The sequence below is a fragment of the Nitrospira sp. genome (assembly GCA_029194665.1).
Taxonomy (GTDB): Bacteria; Nitrospirota; Nitrospiria; order Nitrospirales; family Nitrospiraceae; genus Nitrospira_D.
This window is the reverse complement of record JARFXO010000002.1, coordinates 222,905-249,312: the sequence shown is the minus strand read 5'-3', so window position 1 is coordinate 249,312 and position 26,408 is coordinate 222,905. Positions and strand designations below refer to the sequence as shown.

The following is a 26,408-nucleotide window of genomic DNA, read 5'->3' as shown; positions in this document are numbered from 1 at the left end:
TGGGGAGCCCTCTCCGGCCATGCTCGTTCCCGTGCATACGGGTCTGCGCACAGCGTTGAAGGCCCGTCACTATTCCCGTAAGACCGAACAGGCCTATGGTCATTGGGTCGCCCGGTTTCTGCACTTTCATCAGGGACGCCCTCCTGCCGAGATGGCCGAGCCGGAGATCAACGCGTTCCTGACTCACTTGGCCGTCAAGGCGAAGGTTAGTGCTTCGACGCAGAATCAGGCCCTTTCGGCGATCCTGTTTCTTTACCGGCACGTCCTTGGGCGCGAGATGGGTGACCTTGGCGACGTCATTCGCGCCCGCAGGCCCAAGCGATTGCCAGTGGTCCTGACGCGCGATGAAGTGAAATCCGTCCTCTCCAACCTTTCGGGTGACAAATGGCTGATGGCCTCGTTGATGTACGGCGCGGGAGTGCGTCTGATGGAATGCCTTCGGTTGCGGGTGCAGGACATCGACTTTTCCCGCATGGAGATATTCGTCCGAGACGGAAAAGGAGCCAAGGACCGGGTCACGATGCTTCCAGAGTCGCTCAAGGCTCCGCTGCGGGAGCACCTCACACGGGTTAAGGCCGTTCACGAACAGGATGTGGCTGACGGGTGGGGCCGCGTCCTGCTGCCGGAGGCCCTCGACCGCAAGTATCCCAACGCGCCACGAGACTGGCGGTGGCAGTGGGTGTTTCCCCAAGAGAACCGCTGGGAAAATGCCAAGACCGGCGAGGAGGGACGCCATCATGTCCATGAGTCCATCATGCAGAAAGCGGTGACAGCCGCGGTCAGGCAAGCGGGTTTGGCCAAGCGAGCCACCTGTCACACGTTTCGCCATTCCTTTGCGACACATCTGCTGGAAGGGGGCTACGATATACGAACGGTCCAGGAACTCCTTGGGCATGAGGACGTCAAAACGACCATGCTCTACACCCACATCTTGAACCGCGGAGGCCGGGGTGTCAAGAGTCCTGTCGACGAACTGTAAGAGGATGCCGGCGTGTTAGACAGAAACCATCTATTTCTCCTCCTGTCAGGGGAAGATGCTATAAGTCACTCCCATGGCAAGACTTTCGGCAGTTTATCATTGGGGTGCTATACCGCAAACCGTCTTGGCGTCGGATCTTATCAAGAAACCATATACTCATAGTTAGACCTCGCAGAGAATCCGCTTCCGGCCTCTTGCGGATTTTGTAAGGAGCCTCACCATGGCAGATGTCTTCATCTCCTACAAGCGTGCCGAACGAGCCCGCGTCGATCGCATTGCGCAGCTACTACGCGGCGAAGAGTTAGATGTCTGGTTCGACGCGAGGCTTGATGTGGGAAGCGGGGAAGGCTTCGACGCCGAGATAGAACGTGAGGTCACGTCAGCCGCCTGTGTTCTTGTGTGTTGGACGCAGGAGGCACTCAAGTCCGTCTACGTCCGGGCTGAAGCAATGAAGGGACTGGAACGCGACGTGCTACACCCCGTATTCCTTGAGCGGTGTAACTTGCCGGTTCCTTTTAACGCCATCGACACGGCCGACCTCTGCAGCTGGAACGGCAAATCTGACGCGCCTGACTGGCAGCGCCTAGTGGCGAGCGTCAGAGCTCGAGTAGACAAGTCCAAAGCTGATGACAAACAGAGAAGAGCACATTCTCAGGCCGCCTACGACCGCATTCCGGATCACATTTTCCCCGGGACTCTCACGATTCTTGCGCGGCGTATCGCAGCAATCCGCGAACGCGATGCTGAAGACTACCATGGCGACATCATGGCCTTGCTCTCCTGGCTAGAGTCGATCGCTGAGAAGGAAGCTCGGCACACGGCGTATGGGTACGATCTCGCCGACCGCCAATGCGGTGGCGACGCGTGGAGGTGGTGGGATAGAGGCGGCGCTGCAGCAAGGAGTAGCGAGATATCTTGTGTCCGCGACGCACTCCTTAGAGTTGAAGCCGCGCTCGCCCGCTCCCAAGAACTGCTGGACTTGCCCGCCCCATGACACACGACGTTTGCTTAATTTCGGCGACCGTAAGGTCTAACCTTTCGCTCAAGCCGACCCGCGACGGCCTGCGGCCTGCGCGGGCGGCTTAGCTAAAACGTTAGGCAGCAATGCCAATTGTCATTTTTTCGAAAAGGAGGTTTTCTATGGCGAATCGATTGAATTGGGACAGATGGTCTACTGTTTCTGAAGGCGTTAGCGAGCCGGGCGGAAATTTGACGGTGGTGAGCAGCGCACGTCGGCCGGGCCGCTTCACCCTGTTTCTCGCAGACCCTGGAGGCGGCGTTTACACGACATCGGGAAATCCGAGCGGGGGGTGGAACGCCTGGTCTACTGTTTCTGAGGGCAGCACGCTGCCAGGCGCACGAGTTGGTGCCGTCGAGCTGATGCGAAACCCAGGAAGTTTTGTTGTCGCGCTCGCCGACCCCGGCGGAGGCGTCTATGCGACATTCGGAAACGCCCGTGATGGATGGGCGCCGTGGTCGACCGCATCCGAAGGTTCGACGACTCCGGGCGCGTCGATCACGGCGGTTGAGAATGTCACGCCGGAAGGCCGCGTCTCGCTTTTTCTCGCAGACCCTGTCGGCGGCGTCTACACCGCTTCGGGCGTTCGCAACGAGTGGAGTCAGTGGTCCAGCGTTTCGGAGGGAAGAACGATTCCCGGCAAACCTGTTACTGCCGTCCGGATTGGGACCGCAAGCGGATCAGCGCGTACGAAATTTGCCGTGTTCCTGACTGATCCGGGCGGGGGCGTTTACACGACGTCCGGGAACGCGGTCGACGGTTGGGTGCCCTGGTCGGAAGTCGCGGGCATTCGCATTGCTCCGGGCGCGCCTGTCACGGCCGTTCCCTTCGGAACGCGGATGGACCGGTTTCTTCTCGCGGTGTCGCATCCGGACGGCTCGGTCCGCACGACCAGCGGCAACGCCGAAACGGGCTGGCTCCCCTGGTCGAACGCGCCGGAAAACCGGGCCGTCTCCGGGTCGCACGTGAGCATGGTCAGGCTCCCCGGCACCGGCGGTCTCTATGCGCTGGCGATCGTCGATTCGAGCGGTGAAGTTTTTATCTCGCTCGGCACGCCGGAGGGCGACTGGGCTCAGTGGTCGAGCGCTTCACAAGGAAGCTCCCTGCCCGGTGCGCCTGTCGCCGCCGATGAGGAGGACACGATCACCGGACGCGTCTCCCTGTTCATCGCTGATCGTGCTGGCGGCGTTTACGCGACCGCCGGCGGCCTTGCCCGACCAGTGGCGCCGACGAATCTGCGCGTTACCAGCGTCACCGATCGGCGAATTTCGGTGTCATGGGACGACAGATCAGACAATGAGGATGGTTTCAGCATCAGCTTCAAAGGCGCACGCGCGGGCATGGATGACCACGATGATTCGAAGCAGGTCGAACGCGACGCGACCAGCGCCGATCTCACCGGGCTACGCAGCGGCTATGATTACGCGATCAGCGTTATCGCCACGAACGCCGCAGGTGGCTCGTCGAGATCGAACGAAGTCCGTGCGACCACGCCGTCTCGACAGATCCGCGTGTCCAGCGAAGGCGCGGGGCAGAACTCGCTCTTCACCATTGCGGGCGAGGGATTCACGCCGAACAGCCTCGTGGTCCTGCGCATAACCGACGCGCAATTGCAGCAGCTGCAATTCCCGGAGACTGCGGGCTCGGATGGAAAATTCTCGTCACGACACGCCGTGCGATGCGTCTCGGGAGGGCAATTGACGTTTACCGCCTTTGAAGACGAGGACCCACTGGGAACGTTTGCGAATTCTATTGTTACAAGCTGTCCCTGAATCCGTAAGGTAGAACGTGCCAGCGGTTCCGCCGAATGAGTAGTAATGGGGACTGACGAGCTTTGCCTAACAAAACGCTCAAGCCGACCCGCTTCCGCTACGCTCCAGCGGTCGGCTTAGCTCTATGTTCGGGCGACGCTTCGCGTCACCCGAACGGCCCCGCGGCTGGCGCGCGTGGTTCGGGACGCGAAGCGCGTCCCGAACCAGCGGCTGCACCGGACAGCCGCTGCACAACCTCCGGTTGCTCCGCGCCTGCCGGTGAGCCGCGGGGCCGTTGGGCAGCGAGGGAGAGATCCCCATGACACAACCGGTCGATCCGCTAAGCATCCTTGGCATACCCCTCAAGGCTGAGGTGGACATCGGCCATCTTCTCACCGGCCTCACCTTGGTTGCAGGCTTCGCTTGGTGGGTCTACACAACCTTGCGTGCGACGCGCCGTACGAGGCTAAGAGAGGCTGAAGATGGCGCACTTCGACTGCTCCGCTTGTTGCTCCGTGAGCGCCGGGGAGAACCCATCTCTCTCGAAGAACTCCAGAAGGAGTACAACTTGCCTGAACAGCGCGACCGTCGTCGTGCTTACTGCAAGAGAGATTACCGATTCAAGACTTCGGAGAAGTTTGAAGCTGCAATCTACGCACTAGACTGGGAGGGTAAGGTCGATTTCGGAAGATGAAGCTGGGGTCGGATCTTGAATCGTGCATACCTATTCTCTTCATTGCGTCGGCACCTTGGGGCGATTCTCGATGTGGCGCTTTGTCCCCTGCGCATGGGGTGATACATCGGCACTCCCTCTCGACGGCTCGGTCAAACACAACAGCATCTGCTGGAGGAATAGAAAATGTACCGAGAGTTTTGTTTAGAATACGAACCAGGAGTGTTACGACTCTCGCGTTTGTATTTACATGTTACGCTGTGCTGAGATAGCATATACGCATATCACAATAGGATACTCAGTGAGGGCATGGTGGGAGCTATCTCGCTGAAATTACCGGAAGACGTTTTGGAAGCCAGCCGTCGTTGCGCGGAGACTCTCCATCTATCCAGAGCCGCCTATATCCGCCGAGCGATCGAGCGCATGAATCGACAGACGCAAGCAATACTCCGGGCGCGACGTTTAGCCGAAGCTTCGAAGAAAGTGCGCAAGGAAAGCCTGCGCGTCAATCGTGAGTTTGCCGCGGTCGAACAGACTCCCGATGCCTAATCGCGGAGAAGTGTGGCTGGCTGATCTCGATCCGAAACGGGGCACCGAGCCGGGCAAAACACGACCGGTTCTGATCATTCAGGCCCAAGCATTGCTTGACGCACAACATCCTTCCACACTCATCATTCCGTTGACTACCGTGCTGGTTGAGGGTGCTGAACCTTTACGTATTCGTGTCCCTGCAGCCGGGCGTCTTCGTCGCACCTCCGATCTCCTCATCGATCAACTACGCGCGATCGACAATCGCCGTTTGGTCGAAGGCCCTTTGACCAAACTCTCAGCCACAATCATGAAGCGGATTCACGAGGCCGTTATCGAAATCCTCGACCTCGATCAGGATCGCAACTGAATTGTGAATGGAGCAGCAATACGGCGTCAGATCTTGTTTTATGCATGAAGTTTGGCTGGTCTATGCCCCATGACCAGCCCACTGCGCATCGCATTTCGTGGTGCACTCTACCATGTCACTGCCCTAGGCAACGCCCGACAAGACATCTTCTTGGGCGATGAAGACCGACAGCGATGCCTTGGGGGCCGCGATCGCGTCGTCGCCCTGTTTCAGCTCCTGCTGCACGCCTATTACCTGATGGAGAACCACTTTCACCTGGTGGTCGGGACACCTGACGCCAATCTGTCCAACGCGGAGGCAGCAGGTCTGCGTCGTTGAAGGCATCATCCTGAGCGCGGTATGCTGCATCCATGAGCAAGCTGCGCGTGTACGTCGAGACGACAATTCCCAGCTTCTGCTTGGAGGTAAACCATGAAGAGCGATCAACCAATCGACGAGATTCGCGAGGTGCGCCATCGCATCTCGGCTCGATTTGACCACGATCCGGTGCGCTTGGTCGCCTATTACGCCAAGTTGCAGGAGCAATACCGCGACCGACTGACTGATCCAGCCAAGGCGACCGATCAGAAAGACCAAAGCGCCGCATAACGAACGGATTACAATGTGGAGCCTTCTGACCTCTATTTGTGTGATTTGTTTTTCATCGTGGGCCAGCAGGTGCCCGCCGTCCGTTGGACAGCATGTGAATCCGTTCACGGGATGGATGATATGCCGATCCGCGTAAGAATCAGTGATGAATGGTCAGACGGTTGTCCCTTGTTGGAACAACGACACAAATTGCGTATGAAGTGCAAACGTTTGTCGCGTGTTGTGCAGGTTAACCGTGCCGGTGCCGCGCTGATGCGGATCGGCCTAAACATAGTTAAGTGTCTTTAGGTCGGTGGTTGAACTGAAACGGAGGTCAACATGTTACCTCGGTATTGGATGTGGTCCCCTCAAGTCCATTATCCCTTAAGCGGAAGTGTCCTTCAGGATATTTCGCCCGATCTAGGTTGGTTCTTTGGGGCGATCAAGCCGGAGGCCGGTGTAGGTAGTATTGAAAAGGAAGTATTTGAGAAGGCTTCGTATGGAAGGCAGCTGGGTCTGATATTGGATGTATTGCTTCCTCTGGTTGGTGAAGGTTCCCTGGATTCAGAGAAAGCGAAGAAGGCTTTAGTTGAGTTGAAGAATGTTTATGAAGCGATTGAGAAGGTGAAGTTAGACAGGAAGGCCGAAATGGAACAGGCCGCCGTTTCTCTTCTTAGGAAAATAGAAAAGGCTGATAAAGAAATGCTGAGTCGTGTCATACGTCAGTTTGGGTCGGCTTGAGCGCGCCCACCTCACTAATCGTCGGAGCGCACTCGCTTCGCGAGGCGCTCAACATGAGGTTAGCCATCGGTCAGGCTGTTCACCGTGACAGGACCCGCCGATTGAGAAGCTGTTACTGTTGATTCTGAGCGGACGATCGGTAGGTGTAGTAGAGGATGATTCCGGTCAGGATTGAAACGAGAATCCCAAATCCCATCTGTGCCTCGAAGCTCACTGGGCCTACGTAGATCTTGTACAGTTGCAACAGAACAACCGGCAGGCCCACCGCCAGGGTGAGCGCGATCATGTGCCGCCTCTGATAAATTGGCTCACCCGGTTTTCTCGTCCATTTCATACTGAGAAACCGAAGACCCGTTCGCCTATTTGACCAAGAATGGCTTGGAATCTTCTCCGGACGCCGTTGTGACAGTCACCATGACGAGGCCCTTACGGCCATCGGTTGGGACTGTTGCTGAGATGGTGGATTCGTTTTCCATTGTAAAGGTGGAAGCCTGGCCCGGTCCGAAGGACACGCCTCGCAAGCAGTCTGGTGAGCCGAACTCGGCCCCTGTGATCGTGACTTTCACACCGGGTTGGCCTTCATCGGGAACAAGTCTTTCGATCTGTGGAGCAACGCCGAAACAGGCGTTGCCCTCCGCCGCAGTTTCAGCTGTTTGAAACTTCGGTTCGATCTTGGGTGTGGCGATCTTGGGTTGGACCGTCTCGGGTGCGGCGATCTCGGGTTTGACGGTCTTTGGTTTGACAGCCTTGGGCTTGACGGTTTTTGGTTTGACGGTCTTGGAGTGTGGTTTGGCCTTTGGCTGCTGTTCCGCTGCAGGGGTGAGTCCTGGATCGATTATCTGTAAGGACAGGGTCATGATCCCAATCGAAATTGCCGTAACGAAAGCCGTTGGTTTCTCCATATGTCTTTCCCTTTGCTCAATTAGACCCATATCGAGCCGAACTGCTCGGTACGCTACTCTTCGATCGTCGAGATATCCCCTGGGTCTTGCCCTAGCTCTTTTGCTTTGAGGACGCGCCGCATGATTTTTCCAGACCGAGTTTTGGGGAGAGAGGAGACGATATCAATCTCAGCCGGGACACCGATCTTGCCCAATTCTTTAAGGACCTGATCCTTGATCGACTGAATCAGCGCAGGACTTTCCTGCTCTCCCTGTTTCAGGATGATGAAGGCCTTGATGGATTCGCCGACCGTCTTATGGGGTTTGCCGATCACGGCAGCCTCCGCGACGGCTGGATGGCTGACCAAGGCGCTTTCGACTTCAGCGGTGCCGAGCCGGTTGCCGGCGACTTTGATCACGTCATCTGCTCGCCCCATGAACCAGAAATAGCCGTCTGAGTCTTTATGGCAGACGTCCCCGGCTGTGTAGCAATTGGGGATGGTGGACCAGTAGGCCTTATACCGCTCGGGATCCTTGTAAATGGTGCGCATCATAGCCGGCCATGGTGTTTTGATGACGGCAAAACCACCGGCGTTTGCTGGGAGACTGTTCCCCTCGCGATCAACAACGTCGGCTTCAATTCCGAGAAACGGGCGCGTGGCCGAGCCTGGTTTGAGCGGCACGGTAGGAAGTGGGGTGACCAAGATCGATCCTGTTTCCGTCTGCCACCAGGTGTCCATAATAGGTTTGTCTTCACCTGTCACCCGATGAAACCATTGCCAGGCTTCCGGGTTGATGGGCTCTCCGACGCTCCCGAGAATACGGAGCGCCGAGAGATCGAATTTCTTCGGCCAGTCTTCGCCGTAGCGCATGAGCAGCCGGATAGCGGTCGGGGTCGTATAGAAAATTGAGACCCCATACCGTTCGATGAGATTCCACCATCGTCCAGGATCCGGATAATCGGGTTTTCCTTCTGCAGTCAGAATCGTTGCACCATTGAGGAGAGGACCGTAGACGATATAGCTGTGGCCTGTGACCCACCCCGGATCAGCGACGCAGAAGTACACGTCATCATCCTTCAGATCGAACACATACTTCGTCGTCGTATAGGTGCCGACCATGTACCCTCCGTGGACATGGACGACGCCCTTCGGCCGACCGGTCGTTCCGGACGTATAGAGAATATAGAGCGGTGCTTCAGCATCCAACTGTTCTGCTTCGCAAACCGGTCGTTCACCCTCGATCCATTCCGTCCAGTCGATTTCCTTTGGAGCGGAAAGGGGAGGACCTGTGATCTGGCGGCGTACGACGACTACATGATCGATCGTCGGGCAGCTTTTGAGGGCCTCGTCCACAACTGGTTTCAATGGGATAGATTTACTGCGGTCGAACCCGACGTCAGCTGTGATCACAACTTTGGCTTCTGCATCGTTGATACGGCTGGAGAGGGCAGGAGCGCTGAACCCTGAATAGATGACGCTGTGGATCACGCCGATCCTGGCGCAAGCCAACATGGCGATGACTTGTTCGGGTATTTTCGGCAAATAGATGGTGACGCGATCGCCTTTTTGGACGCCCAGCTTTTTGAGAGCGTTGGCGCAGCGGTTTACTTGTCGGTACAGTTCAGCATAGGTGAAGATGCGTTCCTGATCCTGTTCGCCGACCCAGATCAAGGCGACTTTGTTCTTGCGCCAGGTCTTGACGTGGCGGTCCAGGCAGTTGTAGGCGATGTTGCAGCGTGCGCCGACAAACCATTTCGCCCATGGATAATTCCACTCCAGGACTTTCTCCCAAGGAGAGAACCACTCCAACTCTTTGGCGGCATTGCTCCAAAATGTTTCAGGGTCTGCGATGGATTGTTTGTATTCGGTCTCGTAGTCTTTGATATAGGCAGCGGCTATCGTCTTCGCGGTCGGCTGGTATGTCCGACTTTCCTTCAACAGGGTCTCAATCTTTTCGCTCATAGCGGCTGCCTCTCCTTCTTCAAAGCAGTCCCTCGTGGACCTGTCATTATGGAGAAAGTCGAGGATGCCTGCAACCGTACAGTTGCTGCGAGATCGTCTTCGAGACCATCTTTATTGTGACGCCGCCGTTCAGCTCGATTCCGTTGTTGACACCTGTCTAGGCCGAAGATAGGGTGACCCGATGAACAGCGCAAGACAGTTTGGGAAACACCTGTCGCTCGTGCTTTTAATCCTACTCTTACTGGACCCTCGTATGATCGGCATGTTTTCGGTTGTCGCTCCGTCGACTGCTGAGGCTCAAGTGGGAAAGCCGGAGGGCCTGTACTACAAATCCTGGGCGATCATTATCGGGATCGAAAACTATGTCTTGGCTCCTCCCATCCCCGGAGCGATCAGCGATGCCAAGAAGGTGGCCGAAGCGTTTCGACGGTTGAGGTTCGATGAGGTGATTGAGCTCTACGACAAGGACGCTAGCTCGCGACGCCTCCATCAGCTTTTGGACGACATGTTGCCTAGAAAAGTCGGCCGCATGGACCGGCTCGTCATCTTCTACGTGGGGCACGCCGGGTTTATGCAGGACTCCGATGGGCAAGAGCGAGGGTACCTTGTGCCATTTGACGCACAGCCCAACCACGCAACGAAGTCGATCACGGTGGAGCATCTAAAGGAATTTACGAGGCGGACGGCTTCCAAACATACGCTCCTGATTTTCGATGCGCCGGTATTCGGATGGGAAATCACTGTGCCACCGGAGCTGTCATTGGAAGGACGGATGGCCCCGGAATCGGAGACCGATCGGCGTGCGGTGCAAGTCATTAGCGCGGCAAGTAAGGGAGAGGCTGTCGTTCGTGTCGAGAAGAGCAGTCGCTTTGTTGAAACACTATTGATCGGGCTGTCCGGTGATGCCGATCTGGACGGAAACGGTTGGCTCATGGCTTCCGAGTTGGGGGGCTATCTCGTGCGACAGGTCGAGGGGGCTTCCAATGGTACACAACGCCCATCGAGTCTACGGATCGATGGTGATGGAGACACGGCGTTGGTTGAAGGACGGAGGCCGGCATTTACGCCTGGCGCCGATCTTCAAACCCCTTCTGAACGGCAATAATAAGCTACAAACAAGCCGTTGCGCTGCTCGCGCCCGAGCGATCATCAGCCAAACCGATTGCACTCCAATACCTTAACTAGTCTCGCCACCTTTTAAGTATCCAAGGCCGATCTTGACCGCTCGGCGGGTGATTTCCGCCCAACGTGCCTGGGGGTATGCACTGAGTATCGCTGCAGCCTTGGGATCCTGGATCTCCAAGTTCAGAATTCTGATCATTCCGTCTTCAATCTGGATGTCCGCCACAGAGCTTCCTCCTTGTCTATGACGATACCCGCTCGAAACGAGCGTTGCGTTGACTGAAAAAATGACGCATGTTAGCATAATTTCAAGGTTTTTAGCCTGATATTATGCGTGCGGCAAATATGCGTAGTTACCCCAAGGAGGATTGTATGATTTGGTCACAAACGATGCATTCAAGGCTGGTCGGCTCCGGTCTTGTCGTCCTTCTCGTGATGGGACTTGCGGCTTGTGGCGGTCCTCCTAAATGGGTTGAAAAGGGGTCCGGAGCCTTTAATGAAAAGGACAGTAAAGCTTTCTATGGCGTGGGGGCGGTCGTGGGTGTCCGGAATGCGCCGCTCGCTTGGGATACGGCCGAGAATCGCGGACGGGCCGAGATCGCCAAGACGTTCGATACCTACACCGGGTATCTGATGAGAGACTATGCGGCCTCGACGACCGCTGGAGATTTTACCCGGAATACGGAAGAGCAGAATGTCGAGCGAGCCATCAAGACCCTCACGATGACGACACTGAGCGGAGTTCGGAGAATTGATCAGTACAAGGATCCCAAGACCGACACCTATTACGTGTTGACCAAGTTGAGTCTGGAGGACATGAAGAATAACTTGGAACAGGCCAAAGAGCTGAATAAAGAGGTCCGGGACTTCGTACGGAAGAATGCGGACCGTCTGTTCGAACGGTTGGAGAAGGAAGAGGAAAAGCGAGGCGTCCGCTAACCCTCACGGTGAATGAGAGTTCACCCCTGCTCGGAGGTTCATGGTGATTCGGAAACATCCTCCTTCGCTTGTCGCCACGGTGAGTGTCGTCCTTGCTTTGTCGGGATGTGGACACGAAACGAAGGTGACCCGTGTCGATACCGGGGTCGTGACTGATTTGAGCGGCCGGTGGAACGACACGGATTCTCGGATGGTCGCCGAAGCGATGGTCAGAGATGCGCTACAATATCCGTGGCTAGGGAATTTCGAAAGGGCGAACCAACGTCAGCCTGTCGTCGTCGTGGGAACCGTCCTGAACAGCAGTCACGAACATATCAACGTGCAGACATTTATTACAGATTTAGAGCGAGAACTCACCAATTCTCAGAAAGTCACGTTCGTGGCCGGCAAAGGCGAGCGCGATGAGGTTCGTGCCGAACGAAAAGAACAAGCCATCTACGCGCGCGAAGAAACCCAGAAAGCCCCAGGAAAAGAGACCGGCGCCGATTTCATGATGAAGGGTACGATCGCCACCATTCTTGACGAAGCCGATGGGACCAAAGCGGTCTTTTACCAAGTGGATCTCCAGATGATCGATCTGGAGAACAATGCGAAAATCTGGTACGGGCAGAAGAAAATCAAGAAGGTGGTTGAAAGGAAACGCACCGTCTTTTAGGTTCCGCGGATACTGTTGAACCAAATCCTTCCACGCTTTGCCCACGGGCCGATCTCCTTGCTGCCGTTTCTTGCCGTGCTCCTGCTCCTGACTGGGTGTAGTCCTTCCGCTAATCGCTACCTCCTCATTGAGCAAAGCCTCGTTGCCGGTGATCCGCAACGGGCCGCGGCGATCGTCGAGCAGACCGAGAACGAATATGGAGCAAAGGGACGGTTACTGTATGAAATGGATCGAGGAATGATGCTGCAGCTGGCAGGCCAATACCAGCAAAGCAGTGCGGCATTGGAACGAGCGGAGGAGGAGGTTGAGCGGCTCTACACCAGGACCATCCGTTCGGAGACCGCCGCTTTTGTCACCAACGACAATGTCTTGCCGTATGAGGGCGATGCCTACGAGCACGTCATGATCAACGTGATCAAGGCCTTGAACTATGCGGCTCAGGGACAACTTCAAGAAGCACTGGTGGAGGCGCGGCGTATCGACCATCGTTTGAATGTGCTCAGCGACAGAGTAAAGGGGGCCGATAGGTACCGGAATGACGGATTTGCGCGGTATGTGAGCGGTATCCTGTACGAGGCAGCCGGTGATCTTAATAACGCCTTTATTGCCTATCGCAACGCCTATGAAGCGTATGGCTCGATGAGCGGGTGGTCGAAGGTGTCCGTTCCTCTCTCCTTGCGCTCCGATCTCTTGCGCACAGCGGAGGCGCTCGGCTTAACAACCGAATTTGCCGAGTATCGACAGGCTTTCCCCGATGTTGAGTGGCAGTCTCGATCATCCCAAGAGCAGCTCGCTCACGTCGTGATGATCAGCTATAATGGGCGGGCTCCGCGCAAAGAGGATCTGTTCTTGGACTTACCTATTAGTCTTGATGCCGCACAGTTAGTCTTGTTGAATCGAGCAGTCTTCCAGTCGTCCTATCGACGAGATCGCGTAGCGGACAGCATACTGTATGGACTCAATGGAGAAGTGGCTCGCGTTGCGCTTCCGCGGCTAGTTGCGCAAAAGACGCGGGTAGGGTCTGAAAGTATGACGCTGACCGATTCGTTCGGCCATGCTGTCACCGTACGATCGGAGCCGGTGCAGAATGTAACCGCCCTCGCAGAGAAGAGTCTTTCGGAACGTTTACCGGCGATCACTGCGAAAGCTCTCGCTCGCGCGGCGACGAAATTCGCGCTGGCGGAGGGGATCACCAGGGGAGCTCGGCATGCTGCCGGCAGAGATGCCGGTCCGTGGGTGGGACTGCTTGTCGAAGTGCTGGCGAAGGGGATTGCTGTGGCGTCGGAAGAAGCCGACAAACGAAGTTGGCAGACCTTGCCTGACGAGATTCACATGGCTCGGGCGTGGGTACGACCAGGTCTGTGTCAGGTGTCCATTCAACCGTCTGGACAAGGGGTGACGGCGGTGAAAGATGGACAAACGATCGCGCTGACTGCGGGCCAGACGCTGTTCATCATCCAGCGTGTGATGCAATGATGCGCGCGGGCGAGTCTTCTTTCGGACAAGGAGTTGCGGTTTTCCTGTCTCTGTGGTTGATGGCGTCCGTATCGACCGCCTGTAGCTGGTTCGTGGGAAAAGGGAAGCCTGGGTGGGTCGATGGTCGGGGTTCGGAGTATCCGCCGAATCAATACCTGACCGGAGTCGGCCAAGCAGACCTGCGAAGCAATGCGGAAGATCAGGCCTATGCAGCCGTGGCCCGCATCTTCAAGGCGGAAGTTGCGGCGCAGGCGAAGGATCGGGAATCGTATTTGGTCGTTGAGAATCGGGGCATCTCCAACGCCGAGCGGCGACTCATGATCGACAGCGTGACGATAGTCTCGACCGACAAAGTGCTTGAAAACGTCAGGATTGCGGATGTTTGGTACGACTCGGACAGCCGGTCGTACTACGCTTTGGGCGTGATGAATCGTGGTCAAGCCGAGGCTGCGTTGCTGGAGAAGGTGTCGGCGCTGGATCGTGCGATCGATGCGGATGTCGCCGAGTCACGGCAACCGACGGACAAACTTGCCAAGGTTCGCGCGCTTCGGCGGGCCTCCAGAAATCTCGTTCTGCGCGAGGCATACAACAGGGATTTGCGGGTGATCCGTCCCAGCGGGCAAGGCGCCCCATCCAGCTATCAGGTAAACGAATTATCCGATGAATTGGAGCAATTTCTTGCCACGAATCTGGTGATTGCGGTACAAGTGTCCGGAGATCATGAGGAACCGGTTGGACGTGCGCTGGCGGAAGGGCTGATTCGGGAAGGACTTTCCGTGACCACGAAGCCAGAAGGTGAAGAGGTTGGTGCTCCGGAATTGATCGTCCGAGGCACTGTCCGTCTGTTGCCTATTGAGGTGCGCGACCCAAATTTCAAGTACGTTCGGTGGTGCAGCGATTTCGAGGTGGTGGAGCCGGGGACGGGGCGCGTCGTTGGGACGGTGGCGCAGGGTGGAAAGGAAGGACATCTGACAGAACGCGAGGCAACGGCGAAGACGCTGCGTGTGATGCAGCAAGAGTTGTCGTCGGATGTCGCGAAGGCGATCGCCGCGTATGTGTTCGGCGAGGGCGTGTTGCCCGAGACGGCGACGAGGGCGGCGAGTTGTCCGCGAGAAGTATCAGGGGTGAGACGGTAACTGAACGTGCTTTCAGAAGGAGGCGTCCATCGTGGAAAAGACAGATGAACTATCCGTCAGTCGAGCGCCACGCAGCAGGGGACGGGGGCTGACCAAACCAGGACAAAAGATTTCAAGCCGTCTGGCAAAGCGGCGATTGAATGACCGACTAAAGGAAGACACCGCGTCCTTCAATAGAGGTAATCTTGCCGACACCTTGCGAAAAGAAGGGTACGAAGAGGCGCCGCTCGATGAACTACAAGATAGGCTCTCCAAGCTCCAAGGGCCGCTCGCGGAAATCATTCTGAAGGGGAGGGCGTAAGGGGATGCCATATTATTATTTCGACTCAACCGCACTCATTAAGCGCTACAGCATGGAGCGAGGCACCAGGATCGTGAATAAACTGATGGTGAAGCGTGGGAAGGTTGCGATCGTCCCGACATGGACCGTGACGGACTTCTATTCGGTTCTGTGCGCACGCGCTCACGAGGGACAGATTACGCGGGATGATTGCTACTCGGTGCTCTATAAGTTCGAAATCGAGTCCAAGCAGGGACTCTATCGGTTTATCGCACCGAGGATGGAAACCTACTTGGCCACGAAAGAATTGGTCTTGGAGTATCCGTCTCTTCGATCACCTCAGGTGATGCATCTGGCGTTGGCATTGGAGCTGAAGCCGCTGCGATTGACCGTCGTGAGCGCGGATTCCCAGCTCTTGGCGGCATCAAAGACAGCGGGGTTGCATATCATTAATCCGGCAGAAGACTGACGCAACAGGGTTCGAACTGAGGGCATCATGTGGCTCGGATGTTGACTGGTCGGCCATGAGATGTTTCTTCCGAGGTCTGTCGCAGCAGTTCCAAGACGGCACGATTCCAACCGGCAGGGCCGATGCCGGGTGCGTGAATGAGGTTCGGCAGGTTGATGTCGGGGTCGTACGAGCCGTCTGGTTTTTGCACCAACACCGGATGGTCGACCGTCAGTAGGAGAGGGAGATCGTTGAGGCTATCGCCGATCCCGATGGTTTCTATGTCGTCCGGCAGGTTAGCCAGTCGACCCTGCCGTTTGTAGCAGCGGAGCAGAATTTCTGCGGCCCGACCTTTGTCGTTGTTTCCCGTCAGGTGAAAGAACCGCCCGCCTCTTGTCCAATTCAGATCGCGCCTCACGATCTGGCGGCAGACCTCCTCGATCAACTTGGGAGGGCCGTTCACGAGAAACGGCTCATCGAATTCCCTCAGCATAGCCCGCAGCGCATCTTCTCGGGAGAGCCCTGTGTTTTCCATGACTTCGTCAACCGATAGGTCGCCGAACCCTCGAAGCCGTGTGCCCACTGTTTCTTCGATTTGCCGGAGCACATCCCGGAGGAGCGCATAGGGAGTACCGAGTTCGATGATCTGATAACTGGAGCGGCGCCGCGACCGCTCCAGGGGGAAGTCGAAGGTATGGAGGGGCACAAACACCGCCGCGCCGTTTTCAACGATGAAGGGATTGTGGTGATCAAGACGCTCTCGAAGCGGCTCGATTTCCGCGCGAGTCTTTCCGGAGACGAGAATGACCGGAATGTTCTCTGAACGAAGGGCCTCGAGGGCCGGTCTTGCCTCGCCGAAGGAATACGTGTCGTTATCCAACAGAGAGCCGTCCAGATCCGTGAAGAGGATATAGCGTGCCATGGGTTTAGAGATGCCGTAGGTCTTCGTTGATCTGTGACCGAGAATGTCCGGCCAGACGTCGCTCCAGGAAGTCCTTCGCGAGGTCTTTACCGCCCAATCCCAGCGCCAGTGCAGCGGCGAGGACGAGGCCTCCCCAGGTGATGCCGAATCCAACGACGACGATGTGCTGGGCAATCCCCAACTGTTCGAGCGCCATGGCCACCGTCAAGAGTTGAATGCCCCATCGGGTCCCGGCTGCGATCCAGCGGGCCGGAGGCAATCCCGCGTTCACGGCAGCGATCAGGACGGCCTGTGACACAAAATTCGAGACGAGATAGCCGATGATCCCGATCACGGCCGCTGTGTGACTATATGAGGAATGTATGACAAGAGCGACTGAGCCGCCTGATTGATCGGAGCAACGTCGAGCGCGCCCAGAGATGCCGTGGTGGCAAAGATCACGATCAGCCAGTAGGTAATGCGACCGATGATGTAGGACGGATCGGCTTTGAGGCCTCCTCTCAGCAGGGCTGCCGCGATACCGATCCGATCGCAGAGTCGATCCAAACCGATGATGCGAAGCAATCGTTCCATCAAATGCCCCATGCCCCAGGCGGCGCCCAGACCGACCAGCAAGAGAATCATCATGGCCAACACATTGGGAAGAATGGCGAGGACGCGTTCACCGAGAGCCGCAACCGGTCCGAGTAATGTCTGTTCCCAGCTTGAAGTCATGGCTGGCTCCTTTCAGGCCTCACGTGGGCAGCGCCGATGACTTCGCGCGCGTCTTGAGACTGAGGCCAACGTGCGACAAGGTATTCTTTCTGTTTCTCGAACGTTCGGCAGAGCGCTTCAATCAGGTGTTCGGCCTCTGCCGTTGTCAACCCCTGACTATCCATCACGAATGACGCAGTCTTCCCTAAATAGAGAGGGGTCAGAGCCTTCAAGAGATGTTCTTGTGGGAGCACGCTCCGATGATGCGCGAGGGCCGCATCATAAATAACCTGGGCCCAGAGCGAATCAGGAATGCGGAAGTCACGTATGGGGACATCCCGAAGACGGGACAGGTGGTCCAGTGCGTCTTCGGAGAGAATGCGTGCCCAAATATCGTATAGGTCCGTAAGCCCGAGATGAAACAAATCCACCATCCGTTCGACATTGACGTTCACCGGCTCAACTCCCACCTCATACTGGAAGCCGAAGAGAGGTATCTTTCGCGAACCTGTGACGGGAAGCCAGCTGGGAGCATGGGCTTCCATCAAGGCGAACAAGGCGCCCACCACCTGTCGCAACATGGAGGAGAGATCGGCGGCAGGATCCTTGGGATCATGAATCTTGGCCCCGAGAAAACTCTGACACACCTTGGCCCCGCTCGTAATGGCTTCGGTCGTCATCCAGATGTCGATCCCGAAGCGCGCGACATCGGACTCCCAGACATGTTTCTCGAGATAGTGTTGGGCCAGTGCTCCGGTGAATCCGAAGTCTCCGCCGATCGGCTGACGGACTTCCTGTCCATAGAGGGCTCTGGTAAGGGGATAGGCGATGCTGTTGGTGATGGTGCCGTCATATTTGTGGCGTCGGTAATACGGAGCCACATAGTCGTATCCTTCTTTGATGATCGGATGAAGGAGCAGTTCCATCCACTCGGGTGTGATGCTGCGGACGTCCGAGTCGACGACGGCACAGGCCGTGACTTTGAGCCGTCGAGCGACCTCGAAAATCGTGCGAAACGCGCTGCCCTTGCCGGGGATTCCGTAATAGGGCGTGATGATTCGGTGCAGCGTGCTCTGTCGATCGCTGATGAAGAGGGGTTCCAGATCGACCATGGTATGGGCGACGATAGCCGCGGTATCGTCAGTGGAGCCGCCGTCGGCATTCACCAGGACGGCACGATGGCCGTGAAAGTATTTTGCCAGACCGGCTCCGACGGCCCGAACGACATGTCCCACGGTGCCCGCATTATTAAGCTGGGAATGCCGACCAGAATATCGGCAGTGCGCACCGCTTCCAGCACCGCTTCGGTTTCAGGAGTGAGTGGGATCAGGCCGGTGTTCATGAGACGGGCTGCCTTGTTTCCGCTGTGGGGTCCCAGGCATGGTCTTGTTCTACGGCGTCCATGAGGCGATGAAAAATATCGGGTACGGCGTGGGCGACGCGGCTCCAGTTCGAGATCATCGGGACTCCCAACGGATCTCCGAGGAAACTGTCCGTCGCCAAGGTCATGCCGCGTAGAAAGACTTCGACGGCGCGCCGTTCCTCGTGGCGATCAAACTGCAAGCTGTTGATCGCCGCGTCATTTTCATACCGGCTGATCGCTTCTTGCGCGGCTTGGAGATAGGTGGCTCGCAATGTTTTGAGTATGCTTTCCGAGAGGACCAGACCTTCGCTTGCCAGGTTTCGGAACAAGGACTTCGTGATATCGATGCACATCTTGAGCAAGCCTGCATCCGGATTGTGGGTCGACAGCGTTTGATGCTTATGCTCATAGGCATCGGCGATGTCCGCGGCAGATCCGCCGGAGCGCACAATTGCGGTATACCTCCGCCAGCATGCCGACCTCCAATCCCCAGTCGCCTGGAATACGGTTGATCCAGGCCAGATCCCGCACCATCGCGAATTCACCGGCCAGCGGGTACCGAAAACTATCCAGAAACGAGAGCAGGGGATGCGGTCCGACCAACAGTTGTAGGCTGCGGATCAGCGGAGTGATGAAGAGACGCGTCACCCGTCCATGCATCCGGTCCGTCACGCGGCTGTAATATCCTTTGCAAAATTCGTAGGCGAGGTTCGGATTGGCGACGGGATAACAGAGGCGAGCGAGGTACTGACGATCGTAACTCACGATATCGCAGTCATGAATGGCGATCACCTGGCTCTGGCCTCGGGCCAGCACATAGCCGTAGGCCGTCCAACATCCTCGTCCTTTGCCCTGGAGCCCGATGTCGATTTCATGCGAGACGAGTGTGTTCAATAGTGCCTGGATTCGGGCGCCGTCGTTCCAGATTACACGGACTCGTTGGGGTAGCTGAGAAAAAAATTGCTTGGCCAGTCTGAATTCCAACGCGGAGGCCTGATCCAAGGAGATGACGATTTCGTTGACATATCGAACTTCGCCGAGGATTTCGACGATTCGCTTGAGAGCCGGCCGTTCCAGCTCCGAATAGAGGGAGGGGAGAACCAAGGCGATCGGAGTCGTCCTCGCATATCGTTCGAGCTCTTGCTCAAGTTGCTCAATGTTGGACTGGCCGAGCCGGTGGAGAACCGTCACGACTCCATTTTGATAAAAGTCAGACACGGTATCCTCTTTTACGGATCCCTAATTATTACTGAAAGCCGGTCTCGCGTAAAGTCAGATAGACGAGGAGGGGTAGATTATACCCCGGCTAAGTGAAATACAAATATGGGGAAAAGGTGCAGGGAGTATACCATTCTGACCTCGTGGAAAAAACCCTAGATTCTCATCGCTTCACGCATCAGTTGCGGGGAAGCTAATGGAAATATCTGATGGAGCTGTAGGGGAAAGCAGGCAGGAGTGGAGGGTTGTCCCTATGGTTTATCAGTAGAAAGCTTCTTGCCCAAGCGTCTTGCCAAGCGCACCATGCCGGGCGATCGATCGCTGGGGCTCAAGAGAACATTGAGGAGATGCAGCTGATGTTGGTCCGCAAAGGCGGCGGCGAGGCTCTGTTCGAACTCTCTCTGGGTGCTTACCCGCGAGCCCCGTCCACCCCCAATCAGATCGCACACCTTGTCATATTGCCATTCATATACATCGTTAAAGGGACCGTCCAAGATCTCCCGTTCGGTTGAATAGCCGTGATTGTTAAGAAGGATCACAATCGGAGCCTGCCCGTAGCGGACGCAGCTCGCTAACTCAGTGCCGGTCATCTGAAAAGCGCCGTCTCCTACCAGGACGATAGATCGTAGGCTGGGGTCGGCGAAGGAGGCTCCTAAGGCAGCGGGAACGGCGAATCCCATCGAGGTGTAGTAGGCCGGCGACAGAAACTCGAATCGATGGCGCACGTGCAGGTCAGCCGCTGCAAAGAGTGACTCGCCGACGTCCGCGATGACGACCGTCTTTTCGGTCAGCATCGTATCCAAATGCCGGAAGAGTCCCTCCAGCGTCACCGGGGCGTCCAAGTTCGGGGGTGAGGATGCTACGCCGGTTTGGGATGGGAGCGATCGTTGGAAATGGGAAAAGGAAGGAAGCGGAGATTTTACCAGGCCCTGGACGAAGTCCTGGAACTTGATGGATTCATACCGATGATGCTTGATGGCGACACGGTCGGCGGTGGCGTGGATGGTTCGTCCCTCGGAGAGTAAGGGCGACGTGACATCAAGATCCTCAACATCAGACAGAATGGACCCCAGAATCAACAGACAGTCGGAATCGTTGATGAACCGTTGCACGTCGTCTCGGCCGATCAGCCCTCCGTAGACCCCGACATAGAGCGGATGATCCTCGCGGATAATCGATTTGCCGAGCAACGTCGAGGCGACGGGAATGTTGAGCCGTTCTACCAAACGAGCCAAATCGTCCTGGAGCCCGAACCGTCCGACTTCCGCACCGACGAGCATGGCGGGCTTCTTGGCCGACGCCAGCATAAGTCGTACTTCACCGATCGCTTCTTCCAGGGCAGCCGGGTCACTCGGCGTATCCTCAATGCGGAACGGCTTCATGCCTCCTGTCAGCGGGCAGTGAACCATGTCTCTGGGAATTTCGATGTAAATGGGACGACGGTAGCGAAGCAGGGCGGCAAAGGCCTGATCCATCTCTCGCTCGGCGGTCAACGGATCGTCCAACGTCACCGCGGCGACCGTCATCCGTTCAAAGACTTCTCGTTGCGTGGAGAAATCGCGAACCATATGATGCAAATACGGTGTGCGGGTTCGTTCCGAGAGCCCGGGAGAACCGGTGAGCAAGACCACCGGCGATCGTTCCGCATAGGCGCAGGCAATCGCGTTGACGGTATTCAATCCGCCCACACAATAGGTCACGCACAGGGCCCCGATACCGTTAATCCTGGCATAGGCGTCAGCTGCAAAGCCGGCGGAATCCTCCCTGGTCGTCCCGATCTGCTTGATCGGCGAGGCTTCGATCAGCTGGTAGAGAGACAAGACATAGTCACCTGGAATACCGAAGATATGACGGACGCCAAGGCGATGCAGACGATCCAATACAGCCGATCCGATCGTAGCGTGGGTGCTCATGTGCGTGCTCTCAATAGCGTCCATTCGATCGTGACTCAATGTTCTGGCTTCAGGAAAACATACTGACGACACTTCGTCAAGAACAACCAGGCAGTGTCTGATTTCTTTCATCCACCACTTGACCGATCACTCGTCTCGTCGGGTACAACAGGGCATGGGAAAAGGTATGAGGCAGACTGCACAGATTCGTCTCACCGCATCACGTGGGTCAGAGAGTCGGCATCTCTGGATCTATGCCGGCCAGCTGGGACCAGTGGTCGGTGAACCAATAGCCGGCGGCCTGATCGATGTCCTCACCCCAGACGGCCGATTCTATGGTCGCGGCCTCTATAGCCCTGCTTCGAAAATCAGAGTCCGCCTGCTGACGTTCCAGGATGAACCGATCGACGAGACGTTCTGGCTGGAGAGAATTCAACAGGCGATCCACTTACGGCAACGCGTCGTCGCTCAGTCCAATGCGTACCGTTTGATTTATGGAGAAGGGGATCGACTGCCCGGGCTGATCGTTGATCGGTATGATCAGTTGCTGGTCATGCAGACTCTGTCCGTTGGCATGGACTCCAGAAAAGAGCTGTTGGCCGATGTCCTGATGAAGGAATTGAACGGCGCAGGCATCTATCTTCGGAATGATGCCAAGAGTCGGTCACTCGAAGGCTTGCCGCTGGAGCGAGGCTTTCTTCGCGGCAGCGGTCCGACGCAAGTCGAGATTCAGGAAGGGGATGCTAAGTTTCTCGTCGATGTGGAACGGGGGCAAAAGACCGGTTGGTTTTGCGACCAACGGGAGAATCGGCTGGTTGCAGCGAAGTTGGCAGCAGGAGCCGAGGTGTTGGAAGTATTTTGCCATACCGGCGCGTTCGGCATTCATGCCGCCCTTGCTGGAGCGGCCTCTGTGGAGAGTCTCGATATCAGCCAAGACACGCTGGCGACTGCTCGACAACATGCGGTGATGAATAGGGCAGAGACTCGTTGCACTTATCGCCAAGCCGATGCATTCGAGGAAATGCGCCACCTGGTGAAAGCCGGCCGACGCTATGATCTCGTCATCCTCGATCCCCCGGCCTTTGCACGGAGCAAACAGGCCTTGCCGGGCGCCCTAGCTGGATACAAGGACATCAATCTATTGGGGTTAAAATTATTGAATCCGGACGGGTTTCTGGTTACATGTAGTTGTTCTCACCCAGTATCCGAAGCGGATCTCTGGACCGGCATTCGCCTCGCCGCCCGTGATGCAAGGCGAGACATCCGCTTGATCGAACAACGAGGCCAAAGCGCCGACCATCCCATCTTAGCCAGTATGCCGGAGACTCGGTATCTGAAGTGTTTCATCGTGCAGGCGTTTTAACAGATTTTTGGTGCGAACACCTCCTTTCAGGTACGTCCAAGGCTGCATGAGAGGTGGCATTGTATAGGACCCCTCGATATGGATGACGATCGCCTTCCTCTCTGAAGCTGAACGATTGAAACCTCACGAATCTATCCCCCTCTCCTGCTCGACACCTGACACCACTCGGGTTCACCGGTCATCTGACAGACATCTCGATGGGGACCCCGTTATGCCTGACGGTCAACTGCGCCGGGAGTGTGACCGGATCCGACCAGCTCCCGACCGGTCGATCGTCGGACTCCACGATTTGATCACCCGACTTGATTCCGGCACGGAAGCCCGGTCCCCCTTGAAGGACGTCCAGTACTTTTATGCCCTGCCCCGACCAAGTGTAGTCCGGCACCAGTCCTAATGGATTATCGCCGAAGGCAGCCGTGAGCGCAGCCAATCCATAGGTGGCGGTTTCTTGGAGCAAGAGACGATTGATGAGAGAGTCAGGCTTGGCGGAACGCTGGGTCCTGGCTGCGACCGGTACGGGCGGCGTTTGGCTTCCCGAAACCATTTGGCGGAACAGAGTGGTTCCGCTTTCAACCTGGAAGAGGCGGAGTTCGACCGCTGCCGACAATGGCATACCCTTCGGTAGGATCATTCGATAGATCAGCAAACTGTCCGCGCCGAGAAGCCTCCCGATATGGATCGACGTTTCGTCATCGACATGGCCGCCGTATTGGATGCCCATCTCCTCCAGCACCGCCTGCAGATCCTCTCGTTCCACCAGCACCAAGTCTCGATGGCGTGTGCGCAGGAAATTCAAGGTCAGATCGAGCCATGAGCTGATTTCGACATCAGACGACCCGTCGACAGGCATGATGGCTAAACGCTGCGGCAGGGGCACGATGGGAGGAGGCATGAATACCGGAATCACCGAAATGCGAAGGTCTCCACGGACATGCTCTTGTCCATCGAGCGGAACAGTAGGCCCACAGACCAGCCCCAGCAGGGGCCGGACGACCTCAGGCGTTCCCCAGAGGCACAATTGATTGTCCTGCAACACGACATAATACGGATGCCCCGCTTCGCCCGGAAAGTAGCAGTTTGGGAAAAACGGACAATGGATCACATAGGCAGTCCAATCGCCCTCTGGATAGAACCGATATTCCCAAATGGTCTGCTGCCCCTCATTCTGGACGACACGATTCGGTTTGCCCAACTGCTTCAGGACTTGTTCCTTCGACATCGATACGACCAACCGATCCCGTAGTGTTTGGGCATCATAGATATATGGAACGAGGACGCCGCACCCTCCCACCAGCAGAACCGACAGCAGGGCGGCCACAGTCCGTTTCATGGTGGTTCCTCCGGTCCAGCAGGGTCCTCCCGCTCGTCTGAGATTTATTGTACGCTGGACTGCGGCATCTGAGCTAGAGGGCCTACGGAACCTGGAAATATACGTCGGAAAAGTGGTGGGATGGGATGAACGGCACCCTTGTTGATCGGACTAGCGCACAGTAGCATAATATCAGTAAAGGAAGATCTCCATCGCATGAAGATCGCCACGTTCCTCTTATTCGCAAGCCTCCTGTTCACAACCGGATGCGGACGAGGCCTGTCGGCGCAGCTTGATGCCGACTCGCCCAACTCAAATCAGGACCATTTAAGAATCGCTTCCTATTACTCTCGACAGGCTGTGATTTCCCGCAAAAAGGCAGCAGAACAAGCCAATCGCGCCTTGACCTACGAACAGCTCTTCGGACATGATTCGGACTGGGTGGCCGGTGCGCAAATGCTCACGCAGTTTTACGAGGACGCGGCGCGCGAACAGGACCGACAGGCCGGCCTACATCTGGAAATGGCCGGCAGACGACCCTCGAATCGTTAGGTCCACCAACCGGTATGGATTCTGGGATGGCGGGGGTGAAACTCCGCCATGCGAGGTAACTCGCCTTTGGTGCGAACAGTTCCTTCCTGTTATGTCCGAGGCCGCATGAGAGGTTCGCGTCCATCTCTTTTCCATAGGGTCCCGGTTGATTGTTGATAGAGCCCCCCCTATCTATTGGAGGCCAGCATGGAAAAAGAAGCGATACGCAGCAAGGTCAAGGCCGCTCGGCTCGGGAAGAAACTCATGATCGCGGACGTCGCGAAAGCCCTCGGCAAGAACCCAACGTTCGTGGCGGCGGCCTTGAATGGTAATCACCGATTTACCCCGGACGAAGCGGCGAAGGTCGGCAAGCTTTTGGATTTGGACAACGAGGTCATTCAGTCCTTGAGCGGCTTTCCGGTACGTACGGATCTGCCCAACATGACGGACCCGTTCAAGTACCGGTTACTCGAAATTGTCGGCGTATACGGCGATTCTTTGCGTGAGGTGGCCAACGAGATGTTCGGCGACGGCATCATGAGCGCGATCGATTTCACGGTGGACATGGAAAAGGTCACCGGCAGCCAGGGTGAAACCCGCTGCAAAATCACGCTGAACGGCAATGGCTTGGGTATAAGTCGTTCTGAGGGAGACGCGGCATCTGAAGTGTTTCATCGTGCAGCTGTTCTAGGGCGTGTCATCAATTAAGCCATGTCATTGAAGCAGCGAGATAGATGGCACCGAGGAAATTGGCGGCGCGTTTGTCGTAGCGGGTGGCGATGGCGCGGAATTGCTTGAGTCTGGCGAAGAAGTTCTCAATCAGATGCCGGGCTCGGTAGAGGTCTTGATCGTATTCGCGGGGGGTGGTTCTGTTGGCTTTGGGGGGAATGACCACGACCTTGCCCGCTCGTTGCAGCGGCTGGATCACCCGTTCATCGGCATCAAAGGCCTTATCGGCAATGATGGTATCCGCGTCAATGCCGGGTAGCAAGACATCGGCGCCCTCCAGGTCATGCGCCTGCCCTGGGGTGAGATGAAACCCCGTTGGGTTACCCAACGCATCACAGGTGGCGTGGATTTTGGTGGTCAGGCCACCCTTGCTGCGTCCGATGGCTTCCTGCGCGTGGTGCCCCCTTTTGCACCAGCGCTGTGCTGGTGGGCACGAACGATGGTGGAATCGATCATCGCGTATTCGTTGTCAGGATCGTCAGCAAGACGTTCAAACACCCGCTTCCAGACGCCGCGTCGACTCCAGCGCGTATGGCGTGTGTGGATCACTCGGAAATCTCCGAACCGCTCCGGCAGATCCCGCCACGGGATCCCCGCGCGATACCGGTACAACACCGCTTCCACAAACAGCCGGTTGTCCTTCGCCGTCACGCCCACCGTCTCTTCACGACCAGGCAGCAGATGCTCGATCTTCTCCCATTGGTCATCACGCAATCCATACCGTCTCACCATCCGCAGACCCCTCCTTTGGTCTGGGACGGAGTAAATCACAACACGATGGCTCTGTGAATCGAGAAAATTAATTGATGACACGCCCTAGTCAAATTTTATTTCGCGCCCTCCCGCGGGGGCCGGCGGCC

At 56.7% G+C, this 26,408-nt stretch carries 33 protein-coding genes; 19 read left to right on the top strand and 14 right to left on the bottom strand.

Going from position 1 to position 26,408, the window contains the following annotated elements:
• Positions 1-19 precede the first annotated feature (19 nt).
• From P0119_06865 to P0119_06825, 9 genes are all read left to right on the top strand, one after another.
• Positions 20-979 carry an integron integrase gene (locus tag P0119_06865; protein MDF0665782.1) on the top strand — a complete coding sequence of 320 codons (960 nt, stop codon included), beginning with the start codon at positions 20-22 and terminating at the stop codon, positions 977-979.
• 220 nt (positions 980-1,199) lie between these two features.
• A complete protein-coding gene (locus tag P0119_06860; GenBank protein ID MDF0665781.1) occupies positions 1,200-1,973 on the top strand; it encodes a toll/interleukin-1 receptor domain-containing protein in 774 nt (257 codons plus the stop codon).
• Between the two features lie 146 nt (positions 1,974-2,119).
• Complete coding sequence (locus P0119_06855; GenBank protein ID MDF0665780.1) at positions 2,120-3,769, top strand: fibronectin type III domain-containing protein; 1,650 nt, start codon at positions 2,120-2,122, stop codon at positions 3,767-3,769.
• Positions 3,770-4,067: 298 nt separating this feature from the next.
• Positions 4,068-4,442, top strand: coding sequence for a hypothetical protein (locus tag P0119_06850; protein MDF0665779.1), 375 nt, complete (start codon positions 4,068-4,070; stop codon positions 4,440-4,442).
• A 288-nt stretch (positions 4,443-4,730) separates the two neighbouring features.
• Positions 4,731-4,970 carry a hypothetical protein gene (locus tag P0119_06845; protein ID MDF0665778.1) on the top strand — a complete coding sequence of 80 codons (240 nt, stop codon included), beginning with the start codon at positions 4,731-4,733 and terminating at the stop codon, positions 4,968-4,970.
• Positions 4,963-5,319, top strand: coding sequence for a type II toxin-antitoxin system PemK/MazF family toxin (locus tag P0119_06840; protein MDF0665777.1), 357 nt, complete (start codon positions 4,963-4,965; stop codon positions 5,317-5,319). Before P0119_06845 ends, P0119_06840 begins: the two co-directional genes overlap by 8 nt.
• A gap of 69 nt (positions 5,320-5,388) precedes the next feature.
• On the top strand, positions 5,389-5,637 hold the full coding sequence (locus tag P0119_06835) for a transposase (GenBank protein MDF0665776.1): 249 nt from the start codon (positions 5,389-5,391) through the stop codon (positions 5,635-5,637).
• 93 nt (positions 5,638-5,730) lie between these two features.
• Entirely contained in the window at positions 5,731-5,907 is a 177-nt protein-coding gene (locus P0119_06830) for a hypothetical protein (protein MDF0665775.1), read from the top strand.
• 318 nt (positions 5,908-6,225) lie between these two features.
• Positions 6,226-6,627, top strand: coding sequence for a hypothetical protein (locus P0119_06825; GenBank protein ID MDF0665774.1), 402 nt, complete (start codon positions 6,226-6,228; stop codon positions 6,625-6,627).
• Positions 6,628-6,739: 112 nt separating this feature from the next.
• On the opposite strand, the gene P0119_06820 is transcribed toward P0119_06825, so the two are convergent.
• The 3 genes from P0119_06820 to acs form a co-directional block, all read right to left on the bottom strand.
• The gene (locus P0119_06820) at positions 6,740-6,913 is read right to left on the bottom strand and encodes a hypothetical protein (GenBank protein ID MDF0665773.1); all 174 of its coding nucleotides are present in this window, start codon (positions 6,911-6,913) and stop codon (positions 6,740-6,742) included.
• A gap of 73 nt (positions 6,914-6,986) precedes the next feature.
• Positions 6,987-7,529 (bottom strand): hypothetical protein, encoded by a 543-nt coding sequence (locus tag P0119_06815; GenBank protein ID MDF0665772.1) that lies wholly within the window; start codon positions 7,527-7,529, stop codon positions 6,987-6,989.
• A gap of 53 nt (positions 7,530-7,582) precedes the next feature.
• Positions 7,583-9,472 carry an acetate--CoA ligase gene (gene acs, locus P0119_06810; protein MDF0665771.1) on the bottom strand — a complete coding sequence of 630 codons (1,890 nt, stop codon included), beginning with the start codon at positions 9,470-9,472 and terminating at the stop codon, positions 7,583-7,585.
• Between the two features lie 181 nt (positions 9,473-9,653).
• Between acs and P0119_06805 the strand changes: the two genes are divergently transcribed.
• Positions 9,654-10,577 (top strand): caspase family protein, encoded by a 924-nt coding sequence (locus tag P0119_06805; protein ID MDF0665770.1) that lies wholly within the window; start codon positions 9,654-9,656, stop codon positions 10,575-10,577.
• A 72-nt stretch (positions 10,578-10,649) separates the two neighbouring features.
• Here the strand turns inward: P0119_06805 and P0119_06800 are convergent, their stop codons facing one another.
• Positions 10,650-10,820, bottom strand: a complete 171-nt coding sequence (locus tag P0119_06800) for a hypothetical protein (GenBank protein ID MDF0665769.1) — start codon at positions 10,818-10,820, stop codon at positions 10,650-10,652.
• 146 nt (positions 10,821-10,966) lie between these two features.
• Between P0119_06800 and P0119_06795 the strand changes: the two genes are divergently transcribed.
• Genes P0119_06795 through P0119_06770 form a run of 6 tightly spaced genes read left to right on the top strand, consistent with a single transcriptional unit; the run spans position 10,967 to position 15,549 of the window.
• Entirely contained in the window at positions 10,967-11,533 is a 567-nt protein-coding gene (locus tag P0119_06795; GenBank protein ID MDF0665768.1) for a hypothetical protein, read from the top strand.
• A 40-nt stretch (positions 11,534-11,573) separates the two neighbouring features.
• The gene (locus P0119_06790) at positions 11,574-12,188 is read left to right on the top strand and encodes a penicillin-binding protein activator LpoB (GenBank protein ID MDF0665767.1); all 615 of its coding nucleotides are present in this window, start codon (positions 11,574-11,576) and stop codon (positions 12,186-12,188) included.
• A 15-nt stretch (positions 12,189-12,203) separates the two neighbouring features.
• The gene (locus tag P0119_06785; GenBank protein ID MDF0665766.1) at positions 12,204-13,664 is read left to right on the top strand and encodes a hypothetical protein; all 1,461 of its coding nucleotides are present in this window, start codon (positions 12,204-12,206) and stop codon (positions 13,662-13,664) included.
• A gap of 59 nt (positions 13,665-13,723) precedes the next feature.
• Complete coding sequence (locus P0119_06780; GenBank protein ID MDF0665765.1) at positions 13,724-14,800, top strand: LPP20 family lipoprotein; 1,077 nt, start codon at positions 13,724-13,726, stop codon at positions 14,798-14,800.
• 31 nt (positions 14,801-14,831) lie between these two features.
• Positions 14,832-15,101, top strand: coding sequence for a hypothetical protein (locus tag P0119_06775; protein MDF0665764.1), 270 nt, complete (start codon positions 14,832-14,834; stop codon positions 15,099-15,101).
• 4 nt (positions 15,102-15,105) lie between these two features.
• The gene (locus P0119_06770; GenBank protein ID MDF0665763.1) at positions 15,106-15,549 is read left to right on the top strand and encodes a type II toxin-antitoxin system VapC family toxin; all 444 of its coding nucleotides are present in this window, start codon (positions 15,106-15,108) and stop codon (positions 15,547-15,549) included.
• Between the two features lie 25 nt (positions 15,550-15,574).
• Here the strand turns inward: P0119_06770 and P0119_06765 are convergent, their stop codons facing one another.
• From P0119_06765 to P0119_06730, 8 genes are all read right to left on the bottom strand, one after another.
• The gene (locus P0119_06765; GenBank protein ID MDF0665762.1) at positions 15,575-16,450 is read right to left on the bottom strand and encodes an HAD-IIB family hydrolase; all 876 of its coding nucleotides are present in this window, start codon (positions 16,448-16,450) and stop codon (positions 15,575-15,577) included.
• A 4-nt stretch (positions 16,451-16,454) separates the two neighbouring features.
• The gene (locus P0119_06760; GenBank protein ID MDF0665761.1) at positions 16,455-16,784 is read right to left on the bottom strand and encodes a hypothetical protein; all 330 of its coding nucleotides are present in this window, start codon (positions 16,782-16,784) and stop codon (positions 16,455-16,457) included.
• Entirely contained in the window at positions 16,781-17,164 is a 384-nt protein-coding gene (locus tag P0119_06755; protein MDF0665760.1) for a hypothetical protein, read from the bottom strand. The genes P0119_06760 and P0119_06755 overlap by 4 nt, the downstream gene beginning before the upstream one ends.
• Complete coding sequence (locus P0119_06750; GenBank protein MDF0665759.1) at positions 17,161-18,378, bottom strand: glycosyl transferase family 2; 1,218 nt, start codon at positions 18,376-18,378, stop codon at positions 17,161-17,163. Before P0119_06750 ends, P0119_06755 begins: the two co-directional genes overlap by 4 nt.
• Positions 18,306-18,485, bottom strand: coding sequence for a hypothetical protein (locus P0119_06745; GenBank protein MDF0665758.1), 180 nt, complete (start codon positions 18,483-18,485; stop codon positions 18,306-18,308). Before P0119_06745 ends, P0119_06750 begins: the two co-directional genes overlap by 73 nt.
• Complete coding sequence (locus P0119_06740; GenBank protein MDF0665757.1) at positions 18,482-18,955, bottom strand: hypothetical protein; 474 nt, start codon at positions 18,953-18,955, stop codon at positions 18,482-18,484. The genes P0119_06745 and P0119_06740 overlap by 4 nt, the downstream gene beginning before the upstream one ends.
• Positions 18,912-19,724 (bottom strand): hypothetical protein, encoded by an 813-nt coding sequence (locus P0119_06735; GenBank protein ID MDF0665756.1) that lies wholly within the window; start codon positions 19,722-19,724, stop codon positions 18,912-18,914. The genes P0119_06740 and P0119_06735 overlap by 44 nt, the downstream gene beginning before the upstream one ends.
• Before the next feature lie 251 nt (positions 19,725-19,975).
• Positions 19,976-21,637, bottom strand: a complete 1,662-nt coding sequence (locus tag P0119_06730) for a thiamine pyrophosphate-binding protein (GenBank protein ID MDF0665755.1) — start codon at positions 21,635-21,637, stop codon at positions 19,976-19,978.
• 166 nt (positions 21,638-21,803) lie between these two features.
• Here P0119_06730 and P0119_06725 point away from each other — a divergent pair, with 166 nt between their 5' ends.
• A complete protein-coding gene (locus P0119_06725; GenBank protein MDF0665754.1) occupies positions 21,804-22,979 on the top strand; it encodes a class I SAM-dependent rRNA methyltransferase in 1,176 nt (391 codons plus the stop codon).
• A gap of 178 nt (positions 22,980-23,157) precedes the next feature.
• Here the strand turns inward: P0119_06725 and P0119_06720 are convergent, their stop codons facing one another.
• The gene (locus tag P0119_06720; GenBank protein ID MDF0665753.1) at positions 23,158-24,309 is read right to left on the bottom strand and encodes a CsgG/HfaB family protein; all 1,152 of its coding nucleotides are present in this window, start codon (positions 24,307-24,309) and stop codon (positions 23,158-23,160) included.
• 195 nt (positions 24,310-24,504) lie between these two features.
• Between P0119_06720 and P0119_06715 the strand changes: the two genes are divergently transcribed.
• Both P0119_06715 and cynS read left to right on the top strand, forming a co-directional pair.
• Positions 24,505-24,840, top strand: a complete 336-nt coding sequence (locus tag P0119_06715) for a hypothetical protein (protein MDF0665752.1) — start codon at positions 24,505-24,507, stop codon at positions 24,838-24,840.
• A gap of 186 nt (positions 24,841-25,026) precedes the next feature.
• Positions 25,027-25,527: a cyanase gene (gene cynS, locus P0119_06710; GenBank protein MDF0665751.1), complete on the top strand. Its 501-nt coding sequence runs from the start codon at positions 25,027-25,029 to the stop codon at positions 25,525-25,527.
• Here cynS and P0119_06705 read toward each other — a convergent pair.
• A protein-coding gene (locus P0119_06705) for an IS5 family transposase (GenBank protein ID MDF0665750.1) occupies positions 25,520-26,277 on the bottom strand; the annotation gives its coding sequence in 2 pieces (ribosomal slippage) (positions 25,520-25,942 and positions 25,945-26,277; 756 coding nt in all). The genes cynS and P0119_06705 overlap by 8 nt on opposite strands.
• Positions 26,278-26,408 lie beyond the last annotated feature (131 nt).

Excerpts from the sequence above, each read along its gene's own strand:
- P0119_06865 (MDF0665782.1), top strand. The coding sequence starts at position 20 with ATGCTCGTTCCCGTGCATACGGGTCTGCGCACAGCGTTGAAGGCCCGT.
- P0119_06860 (MDF0665781.1), top strand. The coding sequence starts at position 1,200 with ATGGCAGATGTCTTCATCTCCTACAAGCGTGCCGAACGAGCCCGCGTC.
- P0119_06855 (MDF0665780.1), top strand. The coding sequence starts at position 2,120 with ATGGCGAATCGATTGAATTGGGACAGATGGTCTACTGTTTCTGAAGGC.
- P0119_06850 (MDF0665779.1), top strand. The coding sequence starts at position 4,068 with ATGACACAACCGGTCGATCCGCTAAGCATCCTTGGCATACCCCTCAAG.
- P0119_06845 (MDF0665778.1), top strand. The coding sequence starts at position 4,731 with ATGGTGGGAGCTATCTCGCTGAAATTACCGGAAGACGTTTTGGAAGCC.
- P0119_06840 (MDF0665777.1), top strand. The coding sequence starts at position 4,963 with ATGCCTAATCGCGGAGAAGTGTGGCTGGCTGATCTCGATCCGAAACGG.
- P0119_06835 (MDF0665776.1), top strand. The coding sequence starts at position 5,389 with ATGACCAGCCCACTGCGCATCGCATTTCGTGGTGCACTCTACCATGTC.
- P0119_06830 (MDF0665775.1), top strand. The coding sequence starts at position 5,731 with ATGAAGAGCGATCAACCAATCGACGAGATTCGCGAGGTGCGCCATCGC.
- P0119_06825 (MDF0665774.1), top strand. The coding sequence starts at position 6,226 with ATGTTACCTCGGTATTGGATGTGGTCCCCTCAAGTCCATTATCCCTTA.
- P0119_06820 (MDF0665773.1), bottom strand. The coding sequence starts at position 6,913 with ATGATCGCGCTCACCCTGGCGGTGGGCCTGCCGGTTGTTCTGTTGCAA.
- P0119_06815 (MDF0665772.1), bottom strand. The coding sequence starts at position 7,529 with ATGGAGAAACCAACGGCTTTCGTTACGGCAATTTCGATTGGGATCATG.
- acs (MDF0665771.1), bottom strand. The coding sequence starts at position 9,472 with ATGAGCGAAAAGATTGAGACCCTGTTGAAGGAAAGTCGGACATACCAG.
- P0119_06805 (MDF0665770.1), top strand. The coding sequence starts at position 9,654 with ATGAACAGCGCAAGACAGTTTGGGAAACACCTGTCGCTCGTGCTTTTA.
- P0119_06795 (MDF0665768.1), top strand. The coding sequence starts at position 10,967 with ATGATTTGGTCACAAACGATGCATTCAAGGCTGGTCGGCTCCGGTCTT.
- P0119_06790 (MDF0665767.1), top strand. The coding sequence starts at position 11,574 with ATGGTGATTCGGAAACATCCTCCTTCGCTTGTCGCCACGGTGAGTGTC.
- P0119_06780 (MDF0665765.1), top strand. The coding sequence starts at position 13,724 with ATGGCGTCCGTATCGACCGCCTGTAGCTGGTTCGTGGGAAAAGGGAAG.
- P0119_06770 (MDF0665763.1), top strand. The coding sequence starts at position 15,106 with ATGCCATATTATTATTTCGACTCAACCGCACTCATTAAGCGCTACAGC.
- P0119_06765 (MDF0665762.1), bottom strand. The coding sequence starts at position 16,450 with ATGGCACGCTATATCCTCTTCACGGATCTGGACGGCTCTCTGTTGGAT.
- P0119_06755 (MDF0665760.1), bottom strand. The coding sequence starts at position 17,164 with ATGACTTCAAGCTGGGAACAGACATTACTCGGACCGGTTGCGGCTCTC.
- P0119_06745 (MDF0665758.1), bottom strand. The coding sequence starts at position 18,485 with ATGAACACCGGCCTGATCCCACTCACTCCTGAAACCGAAGCGGTGCTG.
- P0119_06730 (MDF0665755.1), bottom strand. The coding sequence starts at position 21,637 with ATGAGCACCCACGCTACGATCGGATCGGCTGTATTGGATCGTCTGCAT.
- P0119_06725 (MDF0665754.1), top strand. The coding sequence starts at position 21,804 with ATGAGGCAGACTGCACAGATTCGTCTCACCGCATCACGTGGGTCAGAG.
- P0119_06720 (MDF0665753.1), bottom strand. The coding sequence starts at position 24,309 with ATGAAACGGACTGTGGCCGCCCTGCTGTCGGTTCTGCTGGTGGGAGGG.
- P0119_06715 (MDF0665752.1), top strand. The coding sequence starts at position 24,505 with ATGAAGATCGCCACGTTCCTCTTATTCGCAAGCCTCCTGTTCACAACC.
- cynS (MDF0665751.1), top strand. The coding sequence starts at position 25,027 with ATGGAAAAAGAAGCGATACGCAGCAAGGTCAAGGCCGCTCGGCTCGGG.